The following is a 19,099-nucleotide window of genomic DNA, read 5'->3' as shown; positions in this document are numbered from 1 at the left end:
TCTTCTATTATAGAAAGGATTTTATTAATGGAAAAAAAAGACCTTACATTAAAGGACCTACAAAAGAAGGCTACTAAATTTAGAGATAACCGAGATTGGAATCAATTCCACAATCCCAAAGATTTAGCAATATCCTTGTCGCTAGAAGCAGCCGAACTACTAGAAAACTTTCAGTGGAAAAGTAGTGATGAAGCTGTTAAGGAGAATATCGAAAATATCAAAGATGAGCTTGCCGATGTAGTGATTTACTCCCTTCTTATGGCAGATCAATTGGATGTGGATTTGAGTGAAGCTATAGTAAGAAAGATTAAGAAAAACGAGGAGAAGTATCCAGTGGAGAAAGCAAAGGGGAGTAATAGGAAGTATACAGAACTATAAAAATTTTCTTATCTAAACTCTCTTAATATAGTTCAAATTCAACTTCGAAAGTTGAGAGTGTGATAAAATAAAATAACTTGAAAAAAAGGCATTAAATTTGTAAGATTTATAGAGATGTTTTTGAAAAAAAGGAGGTGAATGGATGAAAAGGGAAAAAGCAAAATTTTCGTTTATAAATCCGTTTCAAAAAAGACATTACAGGATGCTTGGGTTTAAATTAAATATTACATTCATCTCGTTAATGATTGGAGTCGGCCTTATATTTGGGGGTGTATCGATCCCTTTGATATCGAGCGAAATGCAAAAAACCGTGGAAGACCAATCTTTAATGACCGCAGAAACACAAATGAAAAGTGCAGAAAATTACATAAATACGGTCATGGAAGAGTTAGAATTGATGGCAGTTTTATTAGGAAAATACCCTCTAGATGAAGTAGCAGATAACTACGATAGGATGAGAGGGGCAAATAAAAAATTCAGTCAATCTTTTTACGTGGGATTAAAAGGGAAAGAAGAATTATCCACAGGCTATGATACTAAACTAGATGACCGTTCAAATGAAGAGGTATACAATCAAGCAATCAAAGAGGAAAAATACATCGGACAAGTTAAACATGAATCGAATCGGTTTAGCCAAGGGGCAAATTTTCAAATTGACATGTCTCATCATGTTACCAATATCGTCAATGATTCTTACGGAGTCATCGGTGTAGAATTACAAATAGATCGGGTGTGGAAAGATTTAAGAGGTTTGCCAGAATACCAAAAGGAAGAAGAAGTATCTTCAAAAAAGGAAAGTGAACAATCCATTTATTTGGTTTCTAAAGATGGATTCATAGTCGCAAGCGATAATTTTAATGAGGTAACTGAACAATTAAAAGGTGAAGGTGAACTCATACCATCTTTAAAAGAACATGAGGGATATCAGCATTTAGTAAAACAAATGGAAAAAGAAACAAAAGAAGAAAGAATTACAGATGTAGGACTATTTGAAGACCAAGACGGAAATAAACAAGTGATGGCGTATTCATATAATCCAAAATTAGGAATGGGTGTGTTTGTTGAAACCCCAGAATCCGTAGCTTTCCAATCCATAAGTGATATGATATCGATTCTGATTATTGTTATAGGTCTAGGTGTCATCGGAGCAACAATTACAAGTTTTATCATTTCTAGAAGAATTACTCAACCAATCAAAACGTTAATGGGGATTGCAAAAGAAGTGTCAGAAGGTGATTTAACAAAACAAACTAAGATTAAACAAAAAGACGAGATTGGTGAACTCGGAAATTCTTTTGATGATATGGTACATAGTTTAAACGAAATCGTCAAAAAAACCCAAAAAGCATCATCTCTAACATTAGAGACTTCTAGAGAGTTTAAAGGGACAGCGAGTGAAGTTGCAATATCAACAGAACAAGTGACAGCTGCGATTAATGAGATTGCGAAAGGAGCAGAATATCAAGCTATCACTAGTCAAGAGATTGAAGATGAAATCCAACTTTTTTTGGACTTAGCAAAACATCTTGATAAACAAAATGACGATGTTATGGAAAACGCAATTGGAACACAAAAAGTCATTCAAAAAAATCAAGAAATGATTGAGTCTCTAATTAGAGGCGTGCAAGAGTTATCAGAACAAGCATCTGACTCATCTGAAGAAGTCAAATTACTGGAAAGTCATGCAAAGGAAATTGGGTCTATTATTGGCACAACCAATGATATTGCGAACAAAACTAATTTACTTGCACTCAATGCATCTATTGAAGCAGCTCGTGCAGGAGAGACAGGAAAAGGGTTTGCCGTTGTTGCGAATGAAGTCAAAAAATTAGCGGAGCAAAGCCAAGAATCATCCTCAAAAATTGAAACCATTATTTCTGATGTCTTACACTCCATACAACAAGTCAGTAAAAAAATGGAAAAAAGCGCAAAGAAAGCTAATGGAGAAAGTGAGTCTGCACAAAAAGCAAAAGAAGCTCTTCAATCTATTTTTGCTTCGATGAACGATGTTTTACAATCTGTCGAAAAGATGGATGAATATTTTGAAAAGCAAAAAGGTCATGTTGAATCGATCCAAAACAAAACGAAAGAAGCATCATCGCTTGCGATCGAAACCTCCTCCAATGTAGAAGAGGTAACAGCATCATCCACGCAAACAGAAGAGACTATGAACGATTTTGTAAGAAGAATCCAAATATTATTGGATATGGCAGATGATTTAAAGAAGACGGTAGAACGTTTTAAAATATAAATAGAAAAAATAAGAAAAGCGCAAGCGCCCCTCGAAACAAGAAAAGCACTTGTTTCGGCGAAGCAGTTCTAAGTAGCTTTCCTTACTCGGGGCAAAAACTTCGAAGATTACTCGATGATGCTTTTTCGCTGGAGCTAGCAAATTTTAAACTTTCTTTTCTTGTAAAAAAGGACTTCATAGAAGTTCTTTTTTTTTAGAATCAGCTTTATAAGTTGTTAATAAAAAGCTTTACTTGTTAAGTTGAATAAACTTTTAGATCATTTCTTTAACAGTCGCCAGGAGGAAGATGTGTAATATTTTGGATTGTGATATTATGTTTTAAAGGATAAGTTGAAAGGGATGATTTTAGTGGCCATTCCGAACAAGAAGGAGAAGTATTCGTATTCTGATTATTTAAGCTGGGATGACGGGGAAAAGGTTGAGTTAATTGATGGAGAAATTTTCAATATGACCCCTGCGCCTTCACGGAGACATCAAGAAGTATTAAGAGAGCTGTCAACAGCTTTTTCTGTTTTCCTTCGAGAAAAGGAATGTGAAGTGTTTTTTGCGCCCTTTGATGTAAGGTTACTAGTAGAAAATAAAAATAACGATGATATTAATAATGTTGTTCAACCAGATTTATTAATTGTTAGCGATCCAAAAATGCTTGATGATAAGGGCTGTAATGGATCACCGGATATGATAATTGAAATTCTTTCCCCGTCGTCAGTGAAGTTAGACCGTTGGGAAAAATATAAGCTTTATGAAAAAGCAGGTGTAAAAGAGTATTGGATTGTCGACCCGGTTAATGAATCAATTGAAGTACATCTTTTAGTTAGCGGTCAATACCATTTTCAAGGAGTCTTCACAAAAGATGATGAAATTTCTGTTCGTATTTTGATAGGGTTAAATATAGATCTAAGTCAAATTTTTAAATAAGAATATTATTATCATTACAATCAAAGGATGACTCGATGAGACAGGTCGTAAAAGTACAATTAAAGTCGAATTCAGTAAAAGATATGAAAAGTGGCTATCCGTTAATTGTGAAAGATGCCATTGAAGATTCGAAAGTAGTTATGGAAGAAGGAAACCTTTTATACTTAGTGGATCAATATGGTGCCTATATTGGGACTGGTTACTATGGGAGACAAAATAAAGGGATTGGCTGGGTATTAACTCGTAAAGAAAAAGAAGAGATTGACCGCTTGTTTTTTGTGAGAAAAATTCGTGAAGCGGTGGAAAAACGAAAAAGATTCTATTCCTCAGAAGATACAACCGCCTTCCGTATATTTAACGGAGAAGGAGATGGGGTCGGTGGGATAACCATTGACTTCTTCGGCGGCTTTTATATGGTGAGCTGGTATAGTGAAGGGATTTACGCCTTCCGTGAAGATATCTATCATGCCCTAAACGAAGTCGTAAAAGCGCGCGGAATTTATGAAAAATTACGATTTGATACGAACGGTCAATATTTGGATCAAGATGATTTTGTGTCAGGTGAAAAAGGTGAGTTTCCATTAGCGGTTAAGGAAAATGGGATGAATTTTTTCGTTGATTTAAATGATGGTGCCATGACAGGAATTTTCCTAGATCAACGAAATGTTCGAAAAGCCTTACGGGACAAATATGCAAAAGGCAAAACGGTCCTTAATACTTTTTCCTACACGGGAGCATTTTCTGTAGCTGCGATTCTTGGTGGAGCGACAAAAACGACAAGTGTTGATTTAGCCAAACGTAGTTTGCCGAAAACAATCGAGCAATTTTCGGTTAACGAAATTGATTTTGAAGCGCATGATATTATGGTGATGAATGTCTTTGATTACTTTAGATATGCCGAACGCCATGGTTTGAAATTTGATATTGTTGTCTTGGATCCACCAAGCTTTGCGCGTACGAAAAAAATGACTTTTAGTACAGCCAAAGATTACCCGAAGCTCATTAAAGACACTTTGAAAATAACAAATGATGAAGGTCTAATCGTTGCATCAACCAATAATGCGAGCTTTAACATGAAGAAGTTCAAAACATTTATTGATAAAGCATTTAAGGAAATGAATATTGGATATAAGATTTTGGAAGAACATCAGTTACCCGAAGATTTTGCTGTCCCACATAACTTTCCTGAATTTAATTATTTAAAAGTCGTGTTTATCAAAGTAAAAAAATGAGATGAAATGTTATAATAGCTCGGAATATGGAATAGAGAAAGGATGGTATTGTTTTGGACATTAAACCAAGGTTTCGAGGGTTTATCTGCACGAATGCTCATCCAGATGGATGCCGTGAACAAGTAAAAAAACAAGTGGAATACATAAAAGAACAACCAAAACTCAAGGGTCCCAAAAACGTCTTAGTTATAGGTGCTTCTAAGGGTTTCGGTCTTTCCGCACGCATTGTTTCTGCATTTGGTGCCGGTGCAAGCACGATTGGTATCTTCTCAGGAAAACCAGGAACTGAACGTCGAACGGCTTCCGCTGGTTGGCATAATACGACGGCACTAGAAGAGCTTGCAAATGCTGAAGGAATCTATGCGAAAAATGTAAACGGTGACGCTTTTTCACATGAAATCAAGCAGGAGACCATTGATCTAATCCGACAAGATTTAGGAAAAGTGGATCTGGTTGTATATAGTTTAGCTGCTGGAAAGAGAGTGGATCCTAACACAAGTACCTCTCATTATTCTGTACTAAAACCGATCGAAAAGACTTATCGAAACAAAACGGTTGATTTTCATACTGGTGAGGTAACGGAAGCGGAGCTGCACCCTGCTACAGAGGAAGAAATCGTAAACACCGTGAAGGTCATGGGTGGTGAAGATTGGAAAGAATGGATCCATGCATTGAAAAAGGCAGATGTATTGCGGGAAGACGCTAAAACCATCGCCTTTTCCTATGTTGGTCCTGAGATGACTTTTCCAATTTATCGCAATGGAACGATAGGACGAGCTAAAGATCATTTAGAAGCGACTGCTTTCGAGCTAACCAAAGATTTAGAATCGATTAATGGAAAGGCAATTGTTACAGTTTGTAAGGGATTGGTCACTCAGTCTAGCGCAGCCATTCCAGTTGTACCGCTCTATATTTCCGCTCTTTATAAAGTGATGAAGAAGAAAGGGATTCATGAAGGCTGTATCGAACAAATGAATCGTCTTTTCCGTGATTTCCTCTATAAGGAAGGTCCTCTGCAAACAGATGAAGAAGGTCGTATACGTATTGATGATTGGGAAATGCGAGACGATGTTCAAGAAGAAGTAGCAGAAATATGGAAGAATGTTAACTCAGAGAATATCAATGAAATTACGGATATACGTGGATTTCGCGAAGATTTCTTCCATTTATTTGGATTCGAATTAGATCAAGTTGATTAAAAACTTTCGAGTGAAAATTTTTGTTTTAACCGCTAGGATTTATCTCGCATGAGCTACCCCACCTCAAGTCTTAAGGGAAACGAAAAGAGAAGATGTGGGATAAACTGCCCATGATAATAAAACATTAAATTTTTCATTCTTGTTGGTGAAGCTTGCTTCATGGTTGGCGGCCCGTAAATGTCCGATTGGTTCAAGGGCCTTTAAGTTCTGGTCTTGCCCTTGTGTACTAACAATCAGTGTGGGACGGGTCACTGAATGAAGTTTCACTTTATCCCTACCAACACGATATATGAAAGAAAAGTCACGCCGTATCATGGTTTAGGTGTGTTGGTGAGAACCGTCCCCACCAACACCCATAAAGTGAAAATCATAAATTAGCTGCGTTTAAACGATGATATTGGGGATGATAAGTCCTGAGGTGATACAGTGACTACAGTATATTCAGGTGACAAATTAAAAAAATACTTAACACAAAATTACCAGGATATTTCAACAGTTAAATACGAGTTGTATAACTTATCAAAGAAAGAAGATTCCATCGACAGCTTATCTAATGAGAATCTGTATTTTTTGGTCAAACAAAATCCAGAACCAATAGTCGTTGAATGTAAATTATTTCAAAACGCAAAGGAAGTAGAAGATTATAGGAGTAAACCATTAGCTAATTATGAACAAGTCATATTACATGAAATTCTTAAAGGGGAAGAGGTAAACAAATATCACTTTTTCTATGAACAATTAGAATTGGCGGCTTCTTACGCAAAACGCTTCCAAAGTAAAGAATTTAGCAAAGAGGATATCGATGAAAAAGCCTTTTATATGTTTGTAGAGGATGTTATTTTAAAAATAAAGCTTGAGTTATAGAGGGACGAAAAAGTCCCTCTTTAAGGTTTTTTATATTTGTATTCTACCTCGTCTTTGGCCTCATTGTATTCAACATATAAATCATGCCCATCAAAAAACCATATGTCTGTTTCATTGATAAAAAAAGTGATTCCATCTTTAGTTGTACTTACACCAGCATCCTTGGAATCATTATCTACAGTAAAGGCAAGTGCATATCCTTCTCGAACTGGACTTGTTCCATAGATTTGCGTATAAAAACGAATTTTATCCCCTTGCTCTAAACCCACTTCCTCTTTAAACCAATCTAATGCTTTTTCACTTATTTCTATTTTCATTAAGAATACCCCGTTTCATTTTATCTGATGTAACTACTTGAAAAGATGTATTGAATATTGATTCGGTATTTATATAACACAATCTTACAATAAGATACGCTCAGAAACAAAGACCACGGACTAAAAAGCGTCATACACCCTATCGACGAGAGTCGGTTCTCTCCTCTCGCTAGATAAGTCAACATTTATGAAGGAGGCTCGGTTAAATCGCGACATCGTAGCCCCAACATGATGTAACAGTTTTAGCTGACGATCCCTTTGTTCTCGATTTAGTCTACCTCCTTTCGTCGATGGCCACAGACTCCGGAGAAACAAGTGTTTTCTTTCTAAGGGGCTAGTGCTTTTTCTGTTTTACCGTTGTTTTATAAGCAGTGAGAGTTTAATGGCATAACAAAAGGGCCAGTTTTGATTATTAATCAAAGCCTGCCCTTCTATTTAGGGATTACATATCTAAATCTGTGAACGCGTATGGTAATAATTCCTTTAAGGTTAGTTCTAAGATATCATTCTTTTCATTGGTCAAATAAACAGGCATGTCAGGGGAACAGAATTCAGCGAGTACTTGTCTACAAATACTGCACGGTGGAAGATAATCCTCTGTCTTACCGGCTATAGCTATCGCCTGAAAATCGCCTTTTTTATATCCATTTGTAACTGCTGTAAATATAGCCGTTCTCTCAGCACAGTTCGTTGCACCCAACGAAACATTTTCTACATTTACTCCATTAATGACAGTACCATCTTTCATTAATAGGGCAGCTCCCACTGGAAACTTAGAATAGGGAATATATGCATTCTCCCGCATCTTACGTGCACTTTCCATTAATTGTTCTTTATTCAATCAAATCCATCCCTTTCAAAGAAGAATGAACTTTTCACAGTTCCCTTACCAAATATTAGATTGGTAGGAATTTAATCTTATAATTTTCTGTAATCGCTGTCAACATGGATTCAAAAAAAGCTCCTGATCCTCTAAAGATTTAGCATCCTCTAAGAAGGACCAAGAACTTATTTGTGGACTACTTATTCTTCTTCTTCACATCCTTTACTAACTCATCAAAGGAAGAAATTTTTCCATGTGGACTTTGTGACTGTTTTCTAGCATTCCATTTGCGTACTCTCTGGCCTTTTGATGTAGACATTCTAATTGACTCCTTTTCATAAAGTGAGACTTCAATCAGTGGGCCCCCACTGGTTGTTAGCACCCAAGGATATGACCTAAAGGACCTTGAACCAATCGGACATTTACGGTGGTGGGGGTATTACTCTCATGAAAATAAAACATTAAATTTTTCAACCTTGTTGGTGAAGCTTGCTTCATGGTTGGCTGCGCGTTCATGCGGGATAAACTTAGTCCATAAAATCTTTGTTAGCTGTTTTGGATTTTCTTGCTTTCTTTGCTTTCTCTTTGTGAGCACTGTTTGCGTTTGCACTTCCAAATTCGTTAGCAAATTCAGAGTCTGTCTTACTTGAATCGAATCCTTGTTTGTTTTTCTGTTGTGGATCATTTTTCTTCGTTCTCTTAGCCATTCTATTACCTCCTCATATAAATTTTAGTATGTTAGTTAGGTGAGTGAAATATTCTTTTCGTTTGGGTTAGAAAACAAAAGAAGATTGTTTTTTCTAGTAGTAAAAAAAGTTATACTATATTAAATTAAAACACTGGAATAAGGAGAGCAATCATGCAAACAAAAAAACTGTATTACCAGGACCAATATATCAAAACATTTACAACTACTATCCTTAAACAAAGCCAGGATGAGAATGGCAAAACATATGTTGTCCTTGATCAAACCTACTTCTATCCAACTGGTGGTGGACAACCTCACGATACGGGAAAAATCAATGATGTGCCCGTTTATGATGTGGAAGAAGTTGACGGTGAAATACGACATTATATAGAAGGTTCATTGGAATTGCAGAATCAGTGTGAGGCGGAAATTGACTGGGAACGTCGGTTTGATCATATGCAACAGCATACAGGACAGCATATTTTGTCTGCTGCTTTTGACAATATGTATGAGTATAAAACCGTTAGTTTTCATTTAGGGAAAGAGATTTGTTCGATTGACATTGATACGGAAAGTCTCAGAGAAGAGGGGGCTGCAAGAGTAGAAAATGCAGCTAATCAAATTATTCTCGAAAACCGGCCAATTAAGACGAAGTGGGTAACAGCTGATGAACTTGCCCAATATACACTTAGAAAAAAAGTAGCTGTGTCTGAAAATATCCGCTTAGTGATCATTCCTGAGTTCGATTATAACGGCTGTGGAGGGACGCATCCAAAAGAAACAGGGCAAGTAAGTTCGATCAAAATTTTACATTGGGAGAAACAGAAGAAGCAGATCCGGGTATATTTTGTTTGTGGGAATCGAGTCTTAAAAGAACTGCATCAAAAGCATGAGGTTATCCAAGATTTAACGAGTAAGTTAAGTGCCTCTCAGGAACAATTGGGGGGAGCAGTGAACCGTGTATTGCAGCAAACGAAAGAGCTGGAAAGACAGGTGGATGCACTCAAATTGGAACTATTAGAATTTGATGCTGAAAAATTGATAGCAAATGCAGAAACTCATAATAATATAAATTTAATTAAGATCGTGTTTAAGGACCGGAGCATTCAAGAACTTCAGCAATTGGCAAGAACAATCTCAACTAAGAGTGATAATGTGCTTGTTTTGTTCGTCAATGACAATGATGCTAAGCTTCAACTTATTTGTGCCACTGGGAGCGAAGTGGCTATTAACTGCAATCAACTCATTAAGGGTATTTTGCCCATCATCAATGGGAAAGGTGGCGGAAATGATTCTTTTGCACAAGGTGGGGGTGAAAACATACTTCCAGCAGAAAAGGTAATGGAGGAGTTTCTAAGACTAGTAAAAGAGGAGGAGAAACAATGAGGAAAAGGGAAGTTTTTCTGCTATCGACCACCTTGTTTCTATTTGGGATGGTTTTGGGATTTTTGATAGCACCAATAAAGCATGGCATCTATAACTTTGCAGGTAATAATACAACTCATAACTATGATAAAACAGAGACACTTGATTAATTTAATAAAAACAAGCGCCTACCCTTTCGGGATAGGCGCTTTCTCAATTTGTTTAGAGCTTGAACTGTCGTACGAGGCTGTTAAGCTCTGATGCAGTTTGAGAAAGTTCATTTGTGCCTTTTGCAACTTCTTCCATTGAACTGTTTGCCTGTTCTGCAGATGCAGATGTTTCCTCAATTCCTGCAGCAGACTCTTCTGAAACAGATGCAATTTCTTCTACGGATGCATTCATTTCTTGTGTCTTAGAAGCCATTGTTGAAAGATTGTCTGAGATGGTTTGGATTTTTTGTGCCATTTCCTTTACTGCATTACTAATTTCCTTAAAAGTTTGGCCAGTTGTCTTAATCTGATCGGTTCCTTTCTCAACCTCAGCATATCCATCTTTTAGTGATTCTGTTACTACACTTGATCCATTTTGAATATTACTCACAATACTTGTAATGTCTGATACTGAGTGACCGACCTGTTCGGCAAGCTTTCTTACTTCATCAGCAACTACAGCAAATCCTTTGCCGTGTTCACCCGCACGAGCAGCTTCTATCGCAGCATTTAAAGCTAGTAGATTGGTCTGATCTGCAATATCTTTTATTACTGATACCAATTTAGAAATTTCTTGTGATTGTGAATCAAGTTCCTGAACTTTTTCCACTGCGTCTTTAACAATATGATCCACTTTGTTCATTTGATTGATGGATTCATTCATTAACCTGCTACCTTTTTCAGTCATGCCTAGCACCTCATGTGAAGCACGATAGATATCCTCGCCATTTGCGTTTGCTTCTTGCATATTAGCAGAGAAAGTTTCCATTACAGCAGATAGATCACTTGTGTTGTTGGCTTGTACTTCTGAGCCGGAAGCCATTTCTTGCATGGTGGAAGCAATTTGGTGTGCACCTAACTTCACTTCAGAAGCGGATTGATTCAGTTCATCACTGCGATATCTTACGGTTTCGGTAACATCAGATACTTGTACGACCAGGCTGCGAAGACTTTCTCTCATCTTATTAAAATTTTGAGCGAGCTGACCAAATTCATCGGTAGACTCATCCGTAAGCGTTGTTGTAAAGTCTCCTTCACCTGCTTTATGTAGAGCTTCATTGACCCGATTAAGTCTCTTTTTGATCAAATGCGTAAATATAAACATAACTGAAGTAGCTACTATAACTCCTGCTACTAAAACGATAATTAAATTAGTCATTATACTTTGAATAACGTCATTAATAAATGCTTGAGAAACTCCGACATACCACATTCCTATTATCTGACCATTTTCATCTTTAATAGGTTGATAGGCTGTTTGTGTCATTGTACCAACCACATTTGCTTCTCCGTAAAAATTTTCACCCTTTACTAGAACTTGTTGAATGACTTGATCGGAGGCTTGAGTTCCTATGGCCCGTTTTCCATCATCAAGCTTAACGTTTGTCGTCACACGTGTATCTCCTTGGAAGATCGTTACGGTTCCTCCTGTAATCTCAGCCATGTCATCAACAATCTCAAAATTCTCGTTTATCTTCAGATCACCCTTGTATAACTGGTCATCCACGATACTCCAAGAACCTGGATGATTACGGTCTAATGTAGTATAACCCAATTCAAGATCTGATTTTGCCTTGGCAACAGCAAATTCCTTAACCCCATCCGTTACTTTATTTTGAATGACAAATCCTATGGATACTGAAAATAACACTAGTATTCCGATGACAAGAATATTAATCTTGGCGGCAAACTTAAGGTTTTTAATTTGTTTCATGACTAAATTCCCCCTTGATGAAAATTTATTTTAACCATTTTGGTTCCATTTTCATTTAACTGATTTAAAGTTAAAAAGGCTAACCTCCATTGTTTAGGGGATAGCCAACTAGATCTAATTATCGAGTGTGGTAGCCAGGCGATCCTTGTACAAATTGACTTTAGACCCTTAGCTTTGCGTCCTACCCTTTCGGATAGTTTGCCTTTTTATGTAGTATTATATTTTTTTGAAATTATGGGTAAAAGTCAGCCAATTATTACTATCCTACCCTCATATTTGCATTGCTTCAATATATTTCGTCAAATTTCTATATATGTTGGAATTTATAAAACTTAATCTCATTAATTTTTAGTATATAAAAATAGTAAGGATAATGGTCTTTGTAATAAAAGGTTACAACTCCTTTACAGATTGGATACCTGGAAATTACTATTTTAATATATTCTTATTTTTGACACATTTCGTCATTTTATGGACAAATTTTAAAAGAGAAGAATCAATCTTGATTTATGTGGTGAGAGATAAATGTGCTGTTTTTATCAATTCAAGTATACACAGAACGTCCTAAATATAATGGAATGGAAATTTTTTCAAAGTCAGGCAAACCATTCTCTTGGAACTTTTCATTGTCTCGATAAAATTGGACAATACCTCCTACAAACCAGTCATGGTCTCCATAAGTATTCTTATCTATGACTGAAAAACAGTAACTAGCGCCACCATCCCAGGGTGGCTGTGCATTGCTTGTTTGTTGATTGCCTTTAACACCTGTTGCCCTCCTTTATTAGCTATATCTTAAACCGGTACCCAATCCCCCAAATGGTCTCGATGAATTGAGGAGTGGATGGGTCTACTTCAATCTTACCTCGTAGTCTTCGAATATGAACAGTAACAGTGGAAATATCCCCTAATGCGTCAATTCCCCAGATCTTTTCAAATAAAGTTTCCTTACTGAATACGTGATTTGGATTCTTTACAAAAAAGAGAAGTAAATCAAACTCTTTTGTAGTCATAATTACCTCATGTTCATTGATGAAAACCCTTCTGTCATCAAGATCGATTTTGAGGGACCCGATCTTAACCTCGTTACTTCTTGGGGAATTTTTCCCTACTAATCTTTCATATCGAGATAGATGGGCTTTCACGCGAGCCACCATCTCACTAGGGCTAAAGGGCTTTACCATATAATCATCAGCTCCTAGACCAAGTCCACGGATTTTATCAACATCTTCCTTTTTAGCTGAAATCATTAAAATAGGTAAGTCCTTTTCTTTACGTAACTGTCGACAGATATCAAACCCACTTTGTCCTGGAAGCATAATATCTAAAATGAGTAAGTCATAGGATTGGTGAAGAGCCTTTTCTAACCCCTTGTTTCCGTCATCCTCCAAATCTACCAAATATCCTTCAGCCTCCAAGTAGTCACGCTGTAACTCTGCAATATCTATATGATCTTCAATAATCAATATTTTTTTCATCTTATATCACCCATCAATTCATTAATGGAATTCTTATCATAATTTTTGTACCCTCACCTAGAATGCTTTTTGCAGAGATTTCGCCTTGGTGCGCTTCTATGATTTGTTTGGAAATGGCTAATCCCAGGCCTGTGCCACCTGTTTTATTATTTCGAGAGGAATCGGCACGGTAAAACGTATCAAAAATATTAGGAAGTGATTCCTGTGGAATTCCTTGACCATTGTCCATAATGGTTATCTGTGCCTCTGCTTGGTGTTTCTCTAGAACAATTTGAATTTTCCCTTTAGGCTTATCCATATATTTTGTGCTGTTTTGGAGGATATTTTGAATGACACGATTTATTTTCTCATGATCAGCGAAAACAAAGAGGTCTTCAGATTCCTTATTAGTTAATTGAATATCTATGTTTTTATTTTCTAGATCAGTTGATACTTCCTCCACTAGCTCTTTAAGATAACTTAATAAATTTAGAGGTTGCATTCTAAAAGGAATTTGTTTTAAGTCTAAAGTGGAAAATAGGAATAACTCATCAATCATAGAATCGATTTCATTTGCTCTTTTGTAAATGGTTTCCAAATATTTAGACTTTTTTTCTTCTGTATTGGCTATTCCTTCTCTAATTCCCTCCACGTACCCCTTGATGGACGTGATTGGTGTTTTCAAATCATGAGAGATATTGGAAAGTAGTATTTTTCGATTGTTTTCATACTGTAATTGTAAGTCAATGGATTCCTTTAATTTTCTCCTCATTTCTTCAAAGTCTTCTATTAGTTCCCCAATTTCATCTTTTCGATTACTAGTTAGTTCGAAATCCAATTGACCTTCCCTTATTTTACGAGAAGATTTTTGGAGCAATTGGATAGGAGATATGAGACTCTTTGAAACAAAATAAGATAGAAGACCATTCGTTGCTACCAAAACTAAGATTAGTAAAATTATGATAAGTGGCCAATAATTTGTTGCTATTTCTTCTATGGAGCTAACTTTTTCCGCAATAAAAATACTACCCAATTGTCCATCTGCCAGATAAAAATCGTGTTGTCTGAGTTTGTATGAGGTTTGATTGACTTCAATGCTATCATGCGTTTGATTCACAAATGCGCCAAATTCGGGAAGAACACTTGATTTTGAAAGATCTTGATAGGATTCAGAATGAAAATAAATATCTTCGTTCATACGAATGACTAGGCCATAATCCCAGTTGTTTAGACGTTCATCCATTTCTTTTAAGTATGAAACATCTAATAAAGGCTCGGAATAAGAATAGGTCCTTAGTTTTAATTCTCCGAATAACTCATCCCTTACTTCAAGTCTTTCTATGGAGCTAGTTGAATTGATTGAGCCTTCCTCTCCTGTTAAAACAAAAAATAAGAGGAAGAGAATAAAACTAAACAGAATAATAGGAATAATAATCATAGCGCCTAAGGAGATCATTAACCTTTTTTGAATGGACATTTTTTTTAAGCACCCTTTCTGCAGAGGAGATCATGAGAGTTACAATTAGTTCCCTAGAGGTACGTTAGCTTCTTTAATGTAGCTTATTTCTTAGGTTTTAAGTAAAAAAAAAAGAGAACGTCGATTTTTTGTTGAAAATCAATGGAAAATAAATAGAAATGTAAAAGGGCTCCCATACGGGGCCCTTATTCTTTCCTAATGGAAATCATGAACATGTTTCATTTCAAATTGTTCTAAGTTCTGATTCTCTAATGATATATTCTGTATGGTAGTAGAGTCGATATCATAAATGGTGATAGCCATTTTGATTTGTAACTCATGAAATTTTCCATCTTGTGCAAGTCCATTGACAATAAACACGGAGTTTTGTTCTTCCATTAAACCTTCTTCTGACAGTTTGACATCCACTAAAACGCTTTCGATGGAGATATCTTCCTCAAGGGGAGGCATAGTGAATGAATAGGTTTCTGCTAAGAAAGGATATTCTTCCGTAGTTAATACTATATCTGAATGCTGCTTAACGCCCATTTTAATCATTTGGGAACCTAGTACTTGAAGTACTTTAGGAATTTCTTCTTTTTTCATATCGATCGAAATTCTATTATCGATCATATTGAATTCACTTTGTACCGGTTGCATTAAGGCATCCACAAACATTTCCCCGAGCTTTAGCATCTCAGGATTATGGAATTTTTCTCCTTCTTCTGAATCCTTCCTTTGCCTTTCGAATTCTGTTAGATAATAAGCTTCTTCATCACTTTCACGTTTTACAATGAACTTACCATCTTGATAGTTCGAGTGAAAGCCATGCTGCTGTTGAGGAGATTGTATATCTATTCGTCCTTCCATTAGCTTTTCTTCTAGGTCATATTTTACTGAAAGATTGGTCTTATTTAGAACTTCGCCATTATCCACGACCTCCATAACAACTGTTGTTGATGCATTCTTCACAGTATGAGTCTTCTTTAAAGCCTCTTTATACGCTTCGTACCCAGCGGAATCAGCAAAGATGGTATATCCTCCGAATCCTATAATGCCTATGGAAAGTAGAGTGATTATTATAATTACTTTTCTCTTCATTGTGTTTCCTCCTTGTTTTCTTATAGGGCATACCATTGGCTCATCATACCAAGAATTCCTATGAGAACGATGATATAGGCAAAACCTAGATAAGTGATTTTCCCTAAATGTTTTTGTTTTGATGATAGGTCAGTTGCGGTTTTATACTGTTTCAATGATTTTGCGATGATTCCTAAATGACCACCAAGTGCCACTACCAGGAGAACGGCTAACCAAGTTTTCCACGAAGTAAGCTCTGGAAAAAGAAGGTATCCAGTGATGAGAGCAACAAGGAGACTGATATTAGCTGCCATGATCAGCCCTCTCCAAAACCTTACGTACTTTATCTCTGACTTAGTTTTTTTTCTAATAAGAGTGACAATGGGCAACAAGGCTAGCAAAATAAACACAAGGGCAAATAATTGATGAACCATTAATACATTCGAATACAAAAAACACACCTCCAAAAGCTCCTATTCTGATTAGTTTTAATGGTAGTGGACAATTATGAACTCCTACGAAACCGATTCTTAAATAATTCTTAAATTTGAAAACGAATTGATTGTCCACCTACTTTTCTCATTTTCCTTAAGATTTGAGGTGGGGGTATTACTTCCCGTTCATGCGGGATAAAGTTTATCCACTTAAAGTCTAGCTGTTTACTGTAAATTAAAATTAAATTTACATAGTCTTAATACTAATCTGCCACAATCTATTTGAAATGAGGTGGAGTTATGGCAGGAATATTAGCCAAATTTAAAAAGCAAACAGAAAATTTTATACGGAAGTCTCATAGACATCCAGAGCCAGCGGTAATGCGTAATCCATTATTAAAGCTTGGACTTCAAGGAAGGTTATTGATTTTAGTATTAAGTTTATTATTAGTTACTATTAGCTCGGTAGGGTATATCTCTTATACCAAGGCAAAAGAGGCTACTATGAATTTAATCGAGTTTCGTCTTGAGCGAGAAGTTGAAATTATCTCCCAGGCAGCGCAAAATCTATCCATTATGTCTGTAGGTAATCAGAGTGAATTTAATAGAAGTTTTGAGCAAGAGGTTCAAAAAATGAGACATTCCCTAGTAGCTTCAGGGATTAAGGCTGATTTCTTCTATTTAAAAGAATCTAATGTATTTCCTTACAAAGTAAGTGATGATTCAGAGTTTGAAATTCCAAAAGATATTGTAAAAGAAATGAATCGTGATTATTCAGGTCTACTACATACGGAAGTTAATCAAGAGGATTATACAATCGTGTATGAATATATACCTCATATTCAGGCAAAGTATATTGTGGCTATTCCAACTGAAACCTATATGGGTTCCATTTACGAGATTAAAAACTTCTTATTAATCACTACACTTCTTAGTCTTATTGGATCAACAGTTATCATCATTCTAATTGTGAGAAGCTTAACTAATCCGCTGATAAAATTAAGGAATTCTATGATAGAGGCGAGAGACGGAAAAATTAGTAAACCAATAAATATAAGAAGCTCATTGCCAGAGGTTAGATACTTAGTAGACAGCTTCAATCAAATGTTAGATCAAATGAATGTCATAATAAATGAAATTCATCATTCCTCAGGAGAATTAACAAGACAAGGCAATCTATTACGGGATTCATCCTTGCAGGCACAAGAGCATAATCAACAATTATTAGAATCGATCGGTGTTGTTAAATTGGGTGCAGAACAAACTGCATCAAGTTCTACTTCTAATATGGTAACCTTCCAAAATGTAAAAAAACAAACTCAATCCGTTCTTATTCATATGAAGGAAATATATGAAACCTCCATAGAAATGAATAAGTCTGCTGAAAAAGGTGACATCAGTCTAAAAAATATGATAAATGTGTTTAGTGATTTTGAAAAAGATTTTATGGGAATGACAAATACAATCCATGGAGTTAAAGATCACTCGCAGTCTATTGTTAAAGTAGTTTTAACCATAAAAGCAATTGCAGAGCAGACAAAATTACTTGCCTTGAATGCAACTATTGAGGCAGCAAGAGCTGGAGAGGCAGGGAAAGGCTTTACGGTGGTAGCTAATGAAATTAGGAAACTAGCTGATCAATCAACTAGGGCAACTGAGGATATATCTCAATCGATAAAAAAAATGGAAGATATCTCATTTAATGCTTCCTCTGAATTTGATGAAATGCTTCGAAAGATGAAACTACAGGTTGGAGTAGCAAATGACGCCAGAAACAACTTTGACACACTACTAAACGGAATTGAACAAATGAATACACGGCTAACTTATATGCGTGATTTTCTGAAAAATTTAGATCAATCCATGACGCAAATGGAGAACGTTTCTGAAAGTTTTTCATCCATTTCACAAGAAACGTTAGCTAGTGCTGAGCAAATGCAGGAGGCTTCAAGGAATCATCATGAAAAAATGAATTCTGTTTATACAGTAGGAGAAGAAATATTAACAGTCAGTCATGATTTAGAAAGAAAGGTAGAAACACTTGTATCGCCACAATAATACATAAAACTTTATTCCGCATGAACGGGTAGCAATACCCTACCTCAAATCTTGAGTAAAACGTGAAGAGTAGGTAGGGATAAACGCCCATGAAAATAAAACATTAACTTTTTCACCCTTGTTGCTGAAGCTTGCTTCATGGATGGCTGCCTGTAAATGTCCAGGGCCTTTTAAGTCCATACATTGGGTGCTAACAATCAGTGGGAGACCGGCCACTGATTGAAGTTTCACTTTATTACCTATGAAACTACTTCTTTTACAATTTGTTAATAAAAAAAGTATTAATTTACAAAACCTTTACACTTCGTTTAGTTGGGATTAATATTCAACCTTTACTATAGGAATTGTTCAAGGACGAATAATTGATGCTGTTAGTTGGCCTCAATTAAATTACAAATTTCGGGAGGATTTTTACAAATGAGTCAATTTAAGAAATTAGGTCTAATTTTGGTTTTAACTGCTCTAGCGATGTTTACAGTAGCGTGTGGTCAGGATACTGAAAACGCACAAGGGGAAAACGAAAGCAATAATGGATCAGAAGAAAATCAAAGTAATAATGAAGGCTCAGCGGAAAACAATGTGGATGATTCAGAAGAAAATCTTGAAGGCACAGTGATCATTGATGGATCTGGTACTGTTTATCCACTAATGGCACG

The 19,099-nt window shown here is 36.1% G+C and carries 19 protein-coding genes and 1 riboswitch; of the genes, 10 read left to right on the top strand and 9 right to left on the bottom strand.

Annotated elements, in window-relative coordinates:
- The first annotated feature begins 27 nt into the window (after nt 1-27).
- The 6 genes from RZN25_12985 (at nt 28) to RZN25_12960 (ending at nt 6,842) form a co-directional block, all read left to right on the top strand.
- Nucleotides 28-378, top strand: a complete 351-nt coding sequence (locus RZN25_12985; protein ID MEQ6377730.1) for a nucleotide pyrophosphohydrolase — start codon at nt 28-30, stop codon at nt 376-378.
- A 142-nt stretch (nt 379-520) separates the two neighbouring features.
- Complete coding sequence (locus RZN25_12980) at nt 521-2,629, top strand: methyl-accepting chemotaxis protein (protein MEQ6377729.1); 2,109 nt, start codon at nt 521-523, stop codon at nt 2,627-2,629.
- Between the two features lie 339 nt (nt 2,630-2,968).
- Nucleotides 2,969-3,547, top strand: coding sequence for a Uma2 family endonuclease (locus RZN25_12975; GenBank protein ID MEQ6377728.1), 579 nt, complete (start codon nt 2,969-2,971; stop codon nt 3,545-3,547).
- Nucleotides 3,548-3,582: 35 nt separating this feature from the next.
- Nucleotides 3,583-4,779 carry a class I SAM-dependent rRNA methyltransferase gene (locus RZN25_12970; protein MEQ6377727.1) on the top strand — a complete coding sequence of 399 codons (1,197 nt, stop codon included), beginning with the start codon at nt 3,583-3,585 and terminating at the stop codon, nt 4,777-4,779.
- A gap of 53 nt (nt 4,780-4,832) precedes the next feature.
- The gene (locus tag RZN25_12965) at nt 4,833-5,978 is read left to right on the top strand and encodes a trans-2-enoyl-CoA reductase family protein (GenBank protein ID MEQ6377726.1); all 1,146 of its coding nucleotides are present in this window, start codon (nt 4,833-4,835) and stop codon (nt 5,976-5,978) included.
- A 426-nt stretch (nt 5,979-6,404) separates the two neighbouring features.
- A complete protein-coding gene (locus tag RZN25_12960) occupies nt 6,405-6,842 on the top strand; it encodes a hypothetical protein (protein ID MEQ6377725.1) in 438 nt (145 codons plus the stop codon).
- Between the two features lie 20 nt (nt 6,843-6,862).
- Here RZN25_12960 and RZN25_12955 read toward each other — a convergent pair whose 3' ends face one another.
- From RZN25_12955 to RZN25_12940, 4 genes are all read right to left on the bottom strand, one after another.
- A complete protein-coding gene (locus tag RZN25_12955; protein MEQ6377724.1) occupies nt 6,863-7,159 on the bottom strand; it encodes a HesB/YadR/YfhF family protein in 297 nt (98 codons plus the stop codon).
- A 442-nt stretch (nt 7,160-7,601) separates the two neighbouring features.
- Nucleotides 7,602-8,000 carry a cytidine deaminase gene (locus RZN25_12950; protein ID MEQ6377723.1) on the bottom strand — a complete coding sequence of 133 codons (399 nt, stop codon included), beginning with the start codon at nt 7,998-8,000 and terminating at the stop codon, nt 7,602-7,604.
- A gap of 178 nt (nt 8,001-8,178) precedes the next feature.
- Nucleotides 8,179-8,301: a DUF6254 family protein gene (locus RZN25_12945; GenBank protein ID MEQ6377722.1), complete on the bottom strand. Its 123-nt coding sequence runs from the start codon at nt 8,299-8,301 to the stop codon at nt 8,179-8,181.
- Nucleotides 8,302-8,509: 208 nt separating this feature from the next.
- A complete protein-coding gene (locus RZN25_12940) occupies nt 8,510-8,689 on the bottom strand; it encodes a hypothetical protein (protein MEQ6377721.1) in 180 nt (59 codons plus the stop codon).
- A gap of 152 nt (nt 8,690-8,841) precedes the next feature.
- Here RZN25_12940 and RZN25_12935 point away from each other — a divergent pair, with 152 nt between their 5' ends.
- Both RZN25_12935 and RZN25_12930 read left to right on the top strand, forming a co-directional pair.
- Nucleotides 8,842-10,056, top strand: a complete 1,215-nt coding sequence (locus RZN25_12935; GenBank protein MEQ6377720.1) for a DHHA1 domain-containing protein — start codon at nt 8,842-8,844, stop codon at nt 10,054-10,056.
- Entirely contained in the window at nt 10,053-10,205 is a 153-nt protein-coding gene (locus RZN25_12930) for a hypothetical protein (protein MEQ6377719.1), read from the top strand. The genes RZN25_12935 and RZN25_12930 overlap by 4 nt, the downstream gene beginning before the upstream one ends.
- Before the next feature lie 52 nt (nt 10,206-10,257).
- On the opposite strand, the gene RZN25_12925 is transcribed toward RZN25_12930, so the two are convergent.
- From RZN25_12925 to RZN25_12905, 5 genes are all read right to left on the bottom strand, one after another.
- Entirely contained in the window at nt 10,258-11,958 is a 1,701-nt protein-coding gene (locus RZN25_12925; protein ID MEQ6377718.1) for a methyl-accepting chemotaxis protein, read from the bottom strand.
- A 126-nt stretch (nt 11,959-12,084) separates the two neighbouring features.
- A riboswitch (cyclic di-GMP riboswitch) is annotated at nt 12,085-12,171 on the bottom strand.
- Between the two features lie 575 nt (nt 12,172-12,746).
- Nucleotides 12,747-13,436 (bottom strand): response regulator transcription factor, encoded by a 690-nt coding sequence (locus tag RZN25_12920; GenBank protein ID MEQ6377717.1) that lies wholly within the window; start codon nt 13,434-13,436, stop codon nt 12,747-12,749.
- A 13-nt stretch (nt 13,437-13,449) separates the two neighbouring features.
- Nucleotides 13,450-14,892, bottom strand: coding sequence for a HAMP domain-containing sensor histidine kinase (locus tag RZN25_12915; protein ID MEQ6377716.1), 1,443 nt, complete (start codon nt 14,890-14,892; stop codon nt 13,450-13,452).
- A 195-nt stretch (nt 14,893-15,087) separates the two neighbouring features.
- Nucleotides 15,088-15,972 carry a hypothetical protein gene (locus RZN25_12910; GenBank protein MEQ6377715.1) on the bottom strand — a complete coding sequence of 295 codons (885 nt, stop codon included), beginning with the start codon at nt 15,970-15,972 and terminating at the stop codon, nt 15,088-15,090.
- Nucleotides 15,973-15,992: 20 nt separating this feature from the next.
- Nucleotides 15,993-16,403 carry a hypothetical protein gene (locus RZN25_12905; protein MEQ6377714.1) on the bottom strand — a complete coding sequence of 137 codons (411 nt, stop codon included), beginning with the start codon at nt 16,401-16,403 and terminating at the stop codon, nt 15,993-15,995.
- 282 nt (nt 16,404-16,685) lie between these two features.
- Between RZN25_12905 and RZN25_12900 the strand changes: the two genes are divergently transcribed.
- Both RZN25_12900 and RZN25_12895 read left to right on the top strand, forming a co-directional pair.
- Nucleotides 16,686-18,443: a methyl-accepting chemotaxis protein gene (locus RZN25_12900; GenBank protein ID MEQ6377713.1), complete on the top strand. Its 1,758-nt coding sequence runs from the start codon at nt 16,686-16,688 to the stop codon at nt 18,441-18,443.
- Nucleotides 18,444-18,860: 417 nt separating this feature from the next.
- The coding region (locus RZN25_12895; GenBank protein ID MEQ6377712.1) for a phosphate ABC transporter phosphate-binding protein at nt 18,861-19,099 on the top strand (239 nt) is incomplete at its 3' end.

The organism is Bacillaceae bacterium S4-13-56 (assembly GCA_040191315.1).
Lineage (GTDB): Bacteria > Bacillota > Bacilli > Bacillales > JAWJLM01 > JAWJLM01.
Note: the sequence above shows the minus strand (reverse complement) of the source record. Positions and strands in the feature narration are given on the sequence as shown.